The sequence below is a fragment of the Hydrogenophaga sp. 70-12 genome, assembly GCF_001897365.1.
GTDB lineage: Bacteria > Pseudomonadota > Gammaproteobacteria > Burkholderiales > Burkholderiaceae_C > Hydrogenophaga > Hydrogenophaga borbori.
The window spans coordinates 1-12743 of sequence record NZ_MKSS01000182.1; the positions used below are offsets into that span (position 1 = coordinate 1).

The following is a 12743-nucleotide window of genomic DNA, read 5'->3' on the forward strand; positions in this document are numbered from 1 at the left end:
GCACCGCGTGCACCTTCTGGCCGGTCTGCTCGCTCAGCGCGTCCAGCAGCGGCCGGCCCACGGGCTGGCTGGTCACCAGCACCGGCGGCATGGGCGCGCCCAGGTAGTGCTGGGCGATGAAGGCTTCCAGCACGCGCCGCGCGGCGCGCTCGCCGGGCTCCACCGCCTCGGCCGCGGACGGCCCGACGGGCTCGGGGCCTTCGGCTTCGGCCTGCGCCATCTGCTCCTCGATCGCGCTGGCATCGTCCAGGTGGGCCGGAAAGTACGGCCGGTCGCCCAGGTGGCGGCCGCCGCGCACCATGGCCAGGTTCACGCAGGCACGCCCGCCCAGCACCTTCACGGCCAGGATGTCCACGTCCTGGTCGCCGCCCACTTCCATGCTTTGCTGGTGCAGCACGCGCGACAGCGCGGTCATCTGGTTGCGGATTTCGGCCGCCTGCTCGAACTCCAGCTTCTCGCTGTGCGCCAGCATGCGCCGCTCCAGCGTCTGCAGCACCTGCTGCGTTTCGCCGCGCAGGAAACGCTCGGCGTTGGCCACGTCGCTCAGGTACTCGGCCTGGTGGATCAGGTCCACGCAGGGGCCGCTGCAGCGCTTGATCTGGTACAGCAGGCAGGGCCGCGTGCGGTTGGCGAAGACCGTGTCCTCGCAGGTGCGCAGCTTGAAGACCTTCTGCAGCAGCTGGATGGACTCCTTCACCGCCCAGGCGCTGGGGTAAGGGCCGTAGTAGCTGTGGCGCTTGTCCACCGCGCCGCGGTAGTAGGCCATGCGCGGGAACAGCGTGGAGGCGCTGGGCACGCGGCCCGTCAGCGGGCGCAGCGCCTCGCGCGTGCCGGTGATCTTGAGGTAGGGGTAGCTCTTGTCGTCGCGGAACAGGATGTTGAACCGCGGGTTGAGCGTCTTGATGAGGTTGTTTTCGAGCAGCAGAGCCTCGGCCTCGCTGCGCACCACGGTGGTCTCCAGCCGCACGATGCGGCTCACCATGTGGCCGATGCGCGTGCCGTCGTGGTTCTTCTGGAAGTAGCTGGAAACGCGCTTCTTCAGGTTGCGCGCCTTGCCCACGTAGAGCAGCTGGCCCTGGGCGTCGAAGTAGCGGTAGACCCCCGGCAGCGCGGGCAGCGCCGCGACCTCACCCAGCAGTTGTTCGGAATGCGCCTCGGACATGGGGCGTATTGTCGCGCCCCGCCAGTGCCCGTCCGGGCCTCAGGGGCGCGGGCGCGGCAGCAGCGCACCCAGGCCGCGCCGCAGCGTGTCGGCCACGCGCCGGAACACCACGCGGTAGGCCTCGCGCCGCTGCTCACCGATCTGCCCCAGCGCCCAGGTCGCCAGCAGCACGCCGGCCAGCAGAGCGGCGTAGCCCGCCCAGCCCGAGGCCGACACACCCGCCGCGCGCGCCAGCACCAGCAGGCTGAAGTGGATGAGGTAGAAGCTGAAGGTGCGGTCGGCCAGCCAACGGATCAGCCGGCCGGCGCGCGCGGGGAAGTTCCAGCCGGCCCCCGCGCAGCCCACCACGAAGCCGGCGAACAGCAGGCCCGTCACGTAGTCGGACAACACGTGCTCGGTGGAGCCCGGCTCGAACGGGAACGGCGCCCAGGCCGCGATGGCGGCGTACAGGGCGCGCGAGGCCCCGTCCGCGGCCTGCCGGGCACCCGACAGGAAGAAAGCCACGTACGCCAGGGCGCACAGCAGCATCAAGGCGCGCGCCGGCCAAGGCCCCAGGCGCAGGGCGCCCAGGTGGCGGCAGAGGAACACGCCCAGGCACCACACCGGCAAGAGCATCAGCATGGCCGGCCCCATGAAACCCAGCACCAGCAGCAGCAGGGGCCAGCGCCACCAGCCGCGCGCGTAAACGAACACGCCGAACAGCGCGTAGTACCAGACCTCATAGGCCAGCGACCAATACGGCTCCATGCTGAAGGGCTGCCAGGAGCCGAACCAGCCCTCGCCCAGGAACAGCCAGTGGAAGGGTGGCACCAGCGCGGCCTTGGGGTACTGCCAGGCATAGCCGGCGTAGGCGTCGGGGTTCAGTCCCAGGCCGATGCGGTCGAGCAGCAGCGCCAGCAGCACGGCGGGAATGGCCACCGAATAGATGCGCGAGATCCGCGCGAGCGCGTAGTGCCCGGCGCTGCCATGGCGGGACAGCGTGCTGTGGGCGATGACGAAGCCCGAGATGACGAAGAAGGCGATCACCGCGTCGTCGGCCGAACGGTGCCAGGTGAGCGAGAGCGACGCGGGCGCCAGTTCCAGCACCACCGAATGGCCCACATAGACCGCCAGCGCGGCCACGACGCGGCACAGATCGAGCCAGATGGAGAGCGAGGGAGAAAGAGGACTCATTTCATGGGTGTAAGGCAAGAGACGGCGCGCCACGCCCGAAACGGTCGAGCCGAGAGACACCGCGGAACCGGCTTTGCCGGGCCGTCGGTGTCGTCCCCTCGAGGGGGTCGCGCGCAGCGCGGCGGGGGTGGGCCAAAACTAGTACCCGCGCCAACCGGCCCAGGTGCGCCAGGCCTTGGCCTTCATGGCGTCGCGGCCGGGGTTCACGCCCACCGGGCCCGGCCCCAGGCCGACGCGCTTGAGCACCTTGCGCGCGCGCTGGTTGAAGTTGAGCGCGTCGCGCCAATCCGTGGTCTGCGGCGTGTTGAAGATGATGGACATGGAGATGGACACATCGTCGGCGCCGTTGTGCACGTGGTGGCCGGCCACGAAGGGGATGTGCAGCGCCTGCCCGGGCTCGAACCAGTAGCGTGTGCTGATGCCGTCCTTCTCGGGTGTCCAGGGCAGCTGGGTGCTCACGTAGGAAACGTAGTTTTCGCGGTCGGGCGAGGTCACCACGCGATCATCCCAGGGATCGGACACGGTGACCCACTTGCTGCCGCGAAACTGCAGCAGGAAGGTGGAGTAGCGGTCGATGTGGAACGGGGTCACGCTGTTGGGCGAGGCGATGAACAGGTAGAGCTTGGGCGAGATCGCCTTGTCGCCCACGCCGCGTTCCCACATGAGGGACTCGACGTCGTGGATCAGGTCCTGGTAGAGCTCGGCGAAGCTGGGGTCCGCCTGCGGCGAGTTCACCATGATGTAGGCGTCGGACTCGCGGATGGTTTCGATGGTTTCCTCGATCGAGCGGTCCAGCGGCTTCTGGCGGAAGGTCTTCTCGAAGTTGTCCCCGGTGTCCAGGCGCCGGGTGGCGAACATCACCTGCCCCTGGGGCAAGCGCGGAATGACCTTGGCCAGGTTCTCCATGGACAGGGCGGGATGCCCCATCAGCCGGTGGCCGCAGACAAACGAACCCCGGTCGAGCAAAGAAGCGTCGACGCCCTCATCAAAGCAGCGCAGCATGCCGAATCCTCCTGCGGCGCACCGGCCGCATTCCCGTTCAAGCTATGCCCCCATCGCATCCGCGCCTCTGGCGGCGCGTGTTTGTGCGGCATTCTGCTCGCCGGCCCGGACCGTGCCAAGGGGCAGCCGTCCGGCTTCCTTCAGAATGCCGGATTTCGCACACATCCAAGGCCGCCCTTGAACTCGACCCGCAAGAAATTCGGTTTCCAGCTGATCTTCAGCAATGCGGAAGTCGCCGGGCAGTTGATCCTGAGCATGGTGCTGGCTCGCCTGCTCGACCCGGACGACATCGGCGTGTACTCCATGAGCGCCGTGCTGGTGGCCGTGGCCCACCTGTTCCGCGACTTCGGCGTCACCGCCTTCATCAAGCGGCAGAAGGAGCTGAGCGAAGACACCCTGCGCTCCGCCCTGGGCGTGGTGATGTGCACGTCGTGGACGATGGCGCTGGTCATGTTCCTGAGCGCGCCGCTGTGGTCGGCCTTCTTCAAAGAACCGCGGGTGGAGCACGTGGTGCAGGTGCTGGCCATGGGCTTCGTGCTCATCCCCTTCGGCGCCCTGCCCGGCGCCATCCTGGTGCGCAACATGGAGGTCGTGCGCACCGCCAAGGCCGGGCTGATCGCGCTCGGCGTCTACTTCGTGGTGTCCGTGGTGCTGGCGTTGCAAGGCTTCGGCCACATGACCATGGCCTGGGCCAACCTGATCAACATCGCCACCCACGTCACGGCCGTGCGGCTGCTGTCCACCACGAAAACCCCCTGGATTCCCGGTCTCAAGCACTGGGGCCGCGTGGCCAACTTCGGCGTCGGCGCCATGATCACCTCGGCCATGACGGCGATCGACAACGCCATTCCCGACATCGCCCTGGGCCGGCTCAGCACGCCCACCAACGTGGGCTTCTTCAGCAAGGCCAACTCCACCATCAACATCGCCAGCAGCGGCGTGATGCCGGCGGTGAACTACTTCGCCCTGCCCTACATGGCCCGCCTGCACCACGGCCAGGGCGACATCGCGGCCGAGGTCTGCCGCGTCACCTCCTACCTGGCCACGCTGTTGCTGCCCGCCATGGCCATGACGGCGCTGCTGGCCAACGAGGTGATCTTCCTGCTCTACGGCGCCAAGTGGCTGCCCAGCGCCGTGGCCGTGCCCTGGCTGTGCGTGTCGGCGGGCCTGGGCGTTCTGTTCTCTTTCGTGCCGGCGGCGCTCATGGGCATCGGCAAGCCCTACGTGGCGGGGCTGCCCATGGTGCTGCTGCTGTGCCTGAAGGCGGTGTTCATCCTGCTGCTGTTCAATGGCTCGCTGCAGAGCTTCGCCGAGGCCATGGTGGTCGCGCAGGTGCTGACCGTGCCCATGGGTCTGTGGATCCAGTACCGCTACCTGGGCATCGCCCCCGGGCGCTGGTTGGCCATGGCCTCGCGGGTGGTCGGTCTCACGCTGGTGCTGCTGGGCTGCATGCTGGCGCTGAAGTGGGCCTTGCCGCCCCTGCCCGCCTGGGCCAGCGTGCTGGCGCTGGGCCTGCCGGCGGCCATCGGCTGGGCCTTGCTGCTGCGGCTGTTCGGCCTGCCCTTGTATGGGGAGCTGCGCACGCTGTTCGTGCGCTGGCGCCAGCGCGGGGCCTGAGCGCGGCGCGGGTTCGCGCCGGGGCGAGGTGTCAGCCTCGCAGGCGCTTGACCTGGCTCAGCACCCAGAACGCGGCCGAGCGGCCCACCAGGCAGCCCCGGCGCAGCGATTGCGCGAACTCGCGCGCCGCCACGGCCGGGTCGCCCGACCAGTAGTGGGTGTAGCCGTGGTCGAAATGCGCGCGGCCCAGGCGGTAGCGGTAGTGCAGCGCAGGCAGCCGATGGCCGTCGGGGTCGCTCAGCCCCCAGCGCTCGCGGGCGCGCTCGAGCAGCTCCGCGAGGTGGTTGCGCTCGATCATCCGGTGCATGGCGCTGGCCGGGTGGATGCGGTAGATCGCCATCACCGACGAGAAGCCCTGGATGTGCGCATGGCGCGAGCAGCGCAGCCAGAAATCGTAGTCCTCGCCGCGCTCCATGCTCTCGTCGAAACCGCCGGCCTGGCGGTAGACCTCGTGCCGCATGAGCGGCGTGATCATGCCCAGGGTGCAGCCCATCAGGATGCGCGTGTACATCCAGCCGCTCCACTCGGGGTTGGTGCGCGCCAGGGCCTGCTCGTCGGGGTAGTGCTCGGACGGGTCGGGCCAGGTGCCATCGGGCCCGGGCCGCCAGCGGTGGATCTCGGCGAACACGATGCCGACTTCGGGGTGGGCTTCGAGGTAGTCCACCTGCACCTTCAGCTTGCCGGGCACCCAGAGGTCGTCCGCGTCGATGAAGGCGAGGTAGCGCCCGCGCGCCTGTTCCATGCCCAGGTTGCGCGCGCGCGAGACGCCGCCGCGCGGGCCATCGATCACGCGCACGCGGGGGTCGATGCGCTCCAGCGCGGCGTAGTCGCCGTCGCTGGAGCCGTCGTTGATGACGATCAGCTCCAGGTCGCGGTAGGACTGCGAGAGCACGCTGTCGATGGCGGCGTGGATGTAGCGCATGGCGTTCCACGCCGGCATGATCACCGAGACCATCGGCGCGGCGTCGCGCTGCACAGGCTGGCTCACGCCACGCCCCGGTTCGGCGCCGCGCGCGCGAGGCGCGCCTGTTCGCGCTCGTGCTCGTTCAGGCGCTGGCGCAAATGCACCTGCAGCACCGCCATCAGCATGACCATGAAGTAGGCCATTTCCAGATAGGCCACGCTCACGCTGGCGCCGCCCACCAGATACGCCATGACGGCCAGCATCAGCATGTCGCCCAGGTCGCGCGCCCACACGTAGTCGGGTCCCAGCCGCGTGGCCATGCGCTTGACGGAGAAGCGGTTCAGCAGCGGCAGGGAGAAGATCAAGAGGTAGAGGAACAGCCCGAGGAAGCCCAGATCGCCCATGACCTCGAAGTACACGCTGTGCGCGGCCTTGGCCCGCACGAATTCGGGCTCGGGCAAGTTGAGGAAGTCAAGCAGGCTGGGCGCGGTCTTGAAATGGTCCCACACGTACTGCACCTGCACCGCATGGAAGCCACCGCCGAAGAAGGGGTGCTCCAGCGCCAGGGCCGAGCTGATCTTCCACGCGTGCACGCGGCCCATGAAGGAGTCGTCTTCCTTGGCTTCGCCGATGGTCTCCAGGCGGGCCACCACCGAGTCGGGTACGAACTGCGACAGCAGCAGGCCCATGGCCAGCACGATGAACAGCGTGCGCCAGCGGTGGCGCGAGGTGAGGATGAGCCAGAAGGCCACCACCGCCAGCGCCACGAAACCGCCGCGCGAGCCGCCGCCCATGATGGCCAGAACAATGAGCACGAACACGCTCAGAAAGCCCCAGCGCGCGAAGCGGTGCACCGAGTGCAGGTAAAGGTAATAGGCGATGGGCAGCACCATGGCCAGCGCGGTCGACAGGTGGTTGCGGTCGTACAGCATGCTGCCGGCCGGACCGAACATGTTGTGCGAGCCGCCCGAGACCACGGTCTTCAGGCCCTCGATCACCCCGTGCAGGCCCAGGCCGAACACCACCACCAACAGGATGGCGTGAAAGTGCATGCGCGTTTGCACGAACATCGGCATGAGCATGCTGAAGACCAGGCCCTTCATCAGCAGGTCGAAGTACTTGAAGTTGTTGTCGTTGCCGGCGTAGCCCGTGAGCCAGGAGACCGTGGCGTGCAGCAGAAACACCAGGTACAGGACCACGGCCCAGTTGAATCGGTACTGGCTCCAGTCCACGCGGCGCAGCACCACCAGCAGCAAGGTGATGCCGGCGAAGATGAAGTTCACCCGCGCACTGGCCATGAAGCCGAACAGGAAGCCCGTGGGAATCATCGCGGACGTCCAGCCCCACAGCATGTAGGCGTTGAACGGGCGCACGAAGGCCAGCGGGATCAGGGCCAGCATGGCGAGGGCGAAGAGCAGGTCACGCACCGCGACGCTCCCCAGACCGGCTGCTCGCCGCTCCCTTGCGCTTGCGCTTGCCATCGCCGGCATCGGTCGGCGGATGCTGCTCGTGCACGCGGTACTGAAAGTAGCCGAGGTCGTTGGGCGTGGGCCGCTTCGGGTCGGCCTTGTAGATGCGCCAGCAGACGTAGGTCATGCAGGCCACGTCGAACATGAAGATGAGGGCTTCCATGAGGGTTCGCTTCAGTTCGCGGGGATCGTCCGGCCAATCATCTTGAGTTCGATGTTCAGCGGTTTCGGGGTCGGATTGACGGGCCCCTTGTTGCGAAGGATCACCAGCTCGGTCTCGTGCGCGTGGTGATTGGCGGGCGTGGGGATGCGCGCGACCTCCTCGAATTGGGGGCTGGCCATCAGGTGCTCGAAGCGGCGCATGGCCTCCAGGTCGGTCCAGAACCCCGGTTGCATCACCACGTAGTGCACGCCTTGATCGTTGAGCAGCTGGCCGAGTTCCGCTTCGCTCAGGGATTTTTCCTCGACGCCGAGCTCGCGCCGCACGGACAGGCGCAGCAGGATTTTGTCGGCGCGCAGCACGCTCAGGTCCCGCCGGTCCTCGCGCGCGCGCAGGTTGAAGATGAAGGAGCCGTCGCGGTAACCCGAGAACAGCACCACGCTGTGGCGCGGCGCCAGGCGCGCGATCTGGTCGACCACGCGCGCGTAGCCATCCACGTAAGGCACGGGCCGCCACCAGAGGGTGATGGCGCCGGTGGACAGCACCAGGGCCAGCAGCGCCGCCTGGCCGCTGAGCGCCGGCAGGGCGTCCTGAACCGCCCACACCGCCACGAAGGCCAGGGGCAGCAGCAGGAACACGCTGTGGCGCGCTTCCTTGAGGTCGATCAGCGAGAAGAACACGTAGCCCAGCACGAACCAGCTCAGCCACAGCCCCCACCAGGGCAGCACGGCACGCTGGCGCCAGGCGCGCCACACGCCCCACAGCGCCGTGGCCAGCAGGGGCCAGCCCATCTGCGAAGGCAGTTGCCGCAGGTACCACAGCCAGCCCTGCACGCTCCAGCGCGGGGCCACGGCGTCGGCCACGCCAGCGACGGACTGCAGGTTGGCCTGGCCGAATTTCAGGGTCATCAGGACCACCGGCACCAGGGCGGCCAGCGTCAGCGCGGCGATCGCCCAGTGGTGCCCGCGCCTCAGCAGGCCCAGGCCCTGGTCGCGCGCCAACACGGCCAGGTAGACCAGGCTCACGAAGCCGACGGTGAGCTTGGTGTTCATGGCCAGCACCAGCAGCGCCGCGCTCAGGTAGAGCCAGCCGATGCGCCCGCTGCGCCGGTGCTCCACGAAAGCCACCAGGCTCCAGACCAGGAAGGCGTAAGCAGGCACCTCGGTCATCACCTGCCGGCCCCACAGCGCGATCTCGGGCATCAGCACCATGAGCAGCGCAAAGGCCAGCGCGGGCAGCGGCGCCAGCCAGCAGCGCGCCAGGCGCCAGCAGCCCAGGCCAAAGGCGAAGTAATGCAGGAAGACCACCAGCAGCGCCACCTCGTGCGACACGCCGAACAGCAGGTAGAACGGGGCGGTCAGCGCATAGAGCAGTGGCGGGTAGAAGAGGATGGTGAGCGCCGGGTACTGCGCGTAGTAGTGGTAGGCATAACCCACCGGGTCTTGCCAGGGCCGGTCGCGCAGCAGGTCGGCCACGAAGGCGCTGTTGAGCGCGTGGCGCGCCGCGTCGCTCCACCAGAAGGCACCGCCGCGCGGCGACTGCCAGTAGAGCAGCGCCAGCACCGCGACCAGCACGGCGCTGGCGAGCCACCATGAACTACGCCGTTTCATGCCCTTGACCTCGCACCGCGAGAGGGGGCCGCCCGATCACCGACCGGAACAGCTCGAGCTGTCCGCGGGTGGTGTCGTCCCACGAGAAGCGCTCCGCGTGCCGGCGCACGGCCTCGCGCGCCGGCGGCGTCAGCATGAGTTCGCGCCAGGCCTCGGCCAGCGAGGCGGCGTCGCGCTCGCGCATGAGCCGGCCGGCGTCCGGCGTGCTCACCACCTCGGGCGTGCCCCAGATGTTGGTGGCGATCACGGGCGTACCGCAGGCCATGGCTTCGAGCAAGACGTTGGCCCAGCCTTCTCGGCTGCTGCACAGCGTGAGCACGTCGGCCGCGGCGTACCACCACTTCAGCTCGGCCTGCGGCACCACGCCCGCGAAGCGCACGCGATCGGCCACGCCCAGGCGCGCGGCCAGGGCCTCCAGCTTCGCCCTGTCCGGACCGGAGCCGGCGATCAGCAGGGTGACCTGCGGCAGCTGCGTGAGCGCCTCGATGGCGATGTGGTGGCCCTTGCGCTCGATCAGCAGGCCGACGGAGAGCAGGTAGCGCCCGTCCACCGGCAGGCCCAGGCGCTCGCGCGCCGCCGCGCGCGGCTCGGGCACGAAGCGCTCCAGGTCCACGCCGTTGCGCAGGGTGTGCAGCTTGGACGGCTCGCCACCCAGGTCGCGCAGCGTGTCCATGAGCGCCTGGCAGACGCCGATGGAGCCGCTGGCGCGCGCCGCCGTGTCCAGGATCAGGCGGCGCGGGTAGGCGTACTGCGGGATGAGGTTGAGGTCGGTGCCGCGCGCCGTCACCACGAAGGGCTTGCCCAGCCACTTCGCCAGCAGGCCGGCGGCCACGCCGTCGGGGTAGTAGTAGTGGGCGTCGATGAGGTCGAAATCGAAGCCCTCGCGCTGCAGGCGCCTGAGCAGCGGCAGCGCCGCCAGCGCCATGGCCCAGGGCGCGAGGTTCATGCCCACCTTGGGCAGCAGCAGGTAACGCGGGTGAAACACCTCCAGGCCATTGCGTTCCTCGCGCCGGGGGGTGGCGGCGAACTGGGCGTATTCGCCGAAGCGCTTGGCGGTGGACGGGAACCAGGGCACCGGCGCCACGACCTTGGCCTGCACCTCGCCGCTTTTCACCAGCTCGCGCAGCCGCGTCTCCACGAAGATGCCGTGGATGGGCCGCACGCCGCTCGGGAACAGAGAGGAGAAGAGCAGCACCTTCATGGGTGTCATGCGGCCGCCCCGCGGTGTTGTGTCGTCTGGGCCGCCTGGGCCAACGCCACCGCGCGGCGGGCGTTGCCCGTCCAGGTGAGCTCCAGCCGGTCGATGGTGTTCGCGGAGCCCTCGCCCAGGCGCTCGCGCAGCTCCGCGTCGCGGCACACGCGGGTGAGTGCCGCTTCCAGCGCGCCGCGGCCCTGTTCCTCGAACAGCAGCGCGTTGAGCCCGTGCGTGAGCACCTCCATGAGGTTGGGCGTGGCGGGCGCGACCACCGCCTTGCCCAGCGCCAGGTACTCCATGAGCTTGAGCGGCGAGGCGTAGGGCGTGACGGCCGGCTGCAGCGCGATGTCGAAGGCCGCCACGTGCGCGGGCACGGCGTCGCGGTGCACCACGCCGGTGAAGGTGACCCGATCGGACAGGCCCAGGCGCGCCGCCTGCGCCTCCAGCGCGCCGCGCACCGGGCCATCGCCCACCATCAGCAGGTGGGCCTCGGGCGGCGCGTCGGGCGTGGCCATCCAGTCGATGATGCGGTCCACGCCGTGCCATTCGCGCACGAAACCGGTGAAGCCCAGCACCAGGCGGCCTTGCAGCTTGAGCTGGCGTTTGGCCTCGTCGCGGCCCGGCGCCTGCGCGAAGTGTGAGCGGTTGATGCCATTGGGCACCACGTGGATGCGTTCGGCCGGCACGCCGTAGGCCTTCACGTGGTCCGCCAGCACGGCCGTCACTGGCAGCACCGCGTCGGCGCCGCGCCAGGCCGTGCCTTCGGCCCAGCGCGCCAGGCGCTGCAGCGACAGGCCGCCGCTGTGCTGCTCGCGCTCGTGCACCAGCGGGGCATTCACCTCCAGCAGCAGCGGGAGACCGAGCTTGCGCTTGGCCATGACACCGGCCAGCAGGAACAGGTTGTAGCGCTCGTAGATCACGTCGGGCTGGAACTCGCGCGCGGCGGCCACCAGTTTGCGGTAGGCCACGGCGCTGTAGCTGATTTCCATCAACTCATAGAGCGCGCGCGGCAGCACGGCCTTCAGGCGGTGCACCCAGCCCACGCCGCCGCCCATGCGGCCCTCGTCGCCGCCGCTGGCGGGCGCGACGATGCGCACCTCGTGGCCGAGGCCGCGCAGGGCCTCGATCATTTCTTCGATGTGCACGGCCTGGCCGTCTTTGCTGGCGGTGCGGTGGTGGTACAGGATGCGCATGGCGGGTTCAGGCGACCTGCAGGCGCGGCGCCGCGGCGCGCGCGAACAGCGCGGCGTAGGCGTCGACCATGCGGTCGATGGAGTAGTGCTGCTCGGCGCGCTCGCGCGCGGCTCGGGCCAGGCCCTGGGCAAAGGGAGCGTCGTCGTGCAGGCGGTTCAGGGCGCGGGCCATGGCGGCTTCGTCGTCGGAGGGCACCAGCAGGCCACTGACGCCGTCCTCGAACACGTCGGGCGTGCCGCCCACGGCCGTGGCGAGCACGGGGCGGGCGCTGGCCATGGCCTCCTGCAGCGTGCACGAGGTGCCCTCGGCCTGCGAAGGCAGCACGAACACGTCGAGCGCGCGCAGGATGGCGGCCACGTCGCTGCGCGCACCCGGCAGCCAGGCCAGGGCGCGCAGGCCGGCCTCGTCGAGCACGCGCTCGACCTCGGCGCGCAGGCCGCCCTCCCCCACGATGACCAGCCGCGCGCGCGCGGCCAGTTCGGGCCGCTCGCGCAGCCAGCGCACGAAGGCGCGCGCCAGCAGCGGCTGGTTCTTCACCGTCATGAGCCGGCCCACGGTGCCCACCAGCCAATGGCGGCCGGGCTCGAAGGGGCAGCCCTCGATGGCCGGCGCGGGGCCGGGCGAGAAGCGGCGCGTGTCCACCCCGTTGCCGATCAGGTGGCGCTTGGTCTCCGGCACGCCCACGGCTTCGCCGAGGTAGCGGTCCAGGTCGGCCGAGACGGACACGAAGCGGCTCACGAAAGGGGCGTAGGCGCGGCGCAGCCAGCGGTACTTGGCGCTCTGGCCCTGGGGGTCGTGCGCGTCCCAGCCGTGCTCGACGTGCACGCGCCAGGGCACACCCGCGGCCCAGGCCACGGGCACCACCTCGAGCGGGGCGAGGTTGCAGCTGTGCAGCACGTCCGGGCGGATCTCGCGCAGCAGCCGCCAGATGGCGGGGTACTGCTTGAGCGCGTGGCCGGGCGGCTTGTCGAGCGCGATGAAGCGCACGCCCTCGCGCTCCACGCGCTGGCGGAAGTCGCTCACCGTGGTGAGCGAGAGCACCACGTGCTCGAAGCGCTCGGCCGGCAGGCGGTTGATGAGCTGCACGATGACGTTTTCCAGCCCGCCGATGTCGAATCGGTAGACCACGTGCAGCACCCGCAGGCGGCGCGCCCCGGCGTTCATCGGCACGCCTCCGCGCTTTGCGCTGCGGTGCGAACGCCTTCGGGCGGCCGTGCGGCGTTCACGGTTTGTCCTCCGGGCTCAGTTCGTGCCGGC

11 protein-coding genes are annotated in these 12743 nt (G+C 69.7%); 1 reads left to right on the top strand and 10 read right to left on the bottom strand.

The window, feature by feature from the left end:
* The 3 genes from uvrC to BGO22_RS11015 all read right to left on the bottom strand — a co-directional run.
* A partial coding sequence (gene uvrC / locus BGO22_RS11005) for an excinuclease ABC subunit UvrC (protein WP_286850847.1) occupies positions 1–1162 on the bottom strand: 1162 nt, incomplete at its 3' end.
* A 39-nt stretch (positions 1163–1201) separates the two neighbouring features.
* Positions 1202–2335, bottom strand: a complete 1134-nt coding sequence (locus tag BGO22_RS11010) for an acyltransferase family protein (protein ID WP_083293047.1) — start codon at positions 2333–2335, stop codon at positions 1202–1204.
* A 138-nt stretch (positions 2336–2473) separates the two neighbouring features.
* The gene (locus tag BGO22_RS11015) at positions 2474–3337 is read right to left on the bottom strand and encodes a cupin-like domain-containing protein (protein WP_070398514.1); all 864 of its coding nucleotides are present in this window, start codon (positions 3335–3337) and stop codon (positions 2474–2476) included.
* Positions 3338–3514: 177 nt separating this feature from the next.
* On the opposite strand from BGO22_RS11015, the gene BGO22_RS11020 reads away from it, so the two are divergent.
* Positions 3515–4954, top strand: coding sequence for an oligosaccharide flippase family protein (locus tag BGO22_RS11020; RefSeq protein WP_070398515.1), 1440 nt, complete (start codon positions 3515–3517; stop codon positions 4952–4954).
* A gap of 31 nt (positions 4955–4985) precedes the next feature.
* Here BGO22_RS11020 and BGO22_RS11025 read toward each other — a convergent pair whose 3' ends face one another.
* The 7 genes from BGO22_RS11025 to BGO22_RS11055 are packed head-to-tail and all read right to left on the bottom strand — an operon-like array spanning position 4986 to position 12650.
* The gene (locus BGO22_RS11025; protein ID WP_083293051.1) at positions 4986–5942 is read right to left on the bottom strand and encodes a glycosyltransferase family 2 protein; all 957 of its coding nucleotides are present in this window, start codon (positions 5940–5942) and stop codon (positions 4986–4988) included.
* Positions 5939–7285, bottom strand: coding sequence for a putative O-glycosylation ligase, exosortase A system-associated (locus BGO22_RS11030; protein ID WP_070398516.1), 1347 nt, complete (start codon positions 7283–7285; stop codon positions 5939–5941). Before BGO22_RS11030 ends, BGO22_RS11025 begins: the two co-directional genes overlap by 4 nt.
* Positions 7278–7490 (bottom strand): hypothetical protein, encoded by a 213-nt coding sequence (locus BGO22_RS11035; RefSeq protein WP_070398517.1) that lies wholly within the window; start codon positions 7488–7490, stop codon positions 7278–7280. Before BGO22_RS11035 ends, BGO22_RS11030 begins: the two co-directional genes overlap by 8 nt.
* Before the next feature lie 11 nt (positions 7491–7501).
* Positions 7502–9097, bottom strand: coding sequence for a glycosyltransferase family 39 protein (locus BGO22_RS11040; RefSeq protein ID WP_070398518.1), 1596 nt, complete (start codon positions 9095–9097; stop codon positions 7502–7504).
* A complete protein-coding gene (locus BGO22_RS11045; RefSeq protein ID WP_083293053.1) occupies positions 9084–10307 on the bottom strand; it encodes a glycosyltransferase family 4 protein in 1224 nt (407 codons plus the stop codon). The genes BGO22_RS11040 and BGO22_RS11045 overlap by 14 nt, the downstream gene beginning before the upstream one ends.
* Positions 10304–11485: a glycosyltransferase family 4 protein gene (locus BGO22_RS11050; RefSeq protein WP_070398520.1), complete on the bottom strand. Its 1182-nt coding sequence runs from the start codon at positions 11483–11485 to the stop codon at positions 10304–10306. The genes BGO22_RS11045 and BGO22_RS11050 overlap by 4 nt, the downstream gene beginning before the upstream one ends.
* A 7-nt stretch (positions 11486–11492) precedes the next feature.
* Positions 11493–12650 carry a TIGR03088 family PEP-CTERM/XrtA system glycosyltransferase gene (locus BGO22_RS11055; RefSeq protein WP_070398521.1) on the bottom strand — a complete coding sequence of 386 codons (1158 nt, stop codon included), beginning with the start codon at positions 12648–12650 and terminating at the stop codon, positions 11493–11495.
* Positions 12651–12743: the final 93 nt, after the last annotated feature.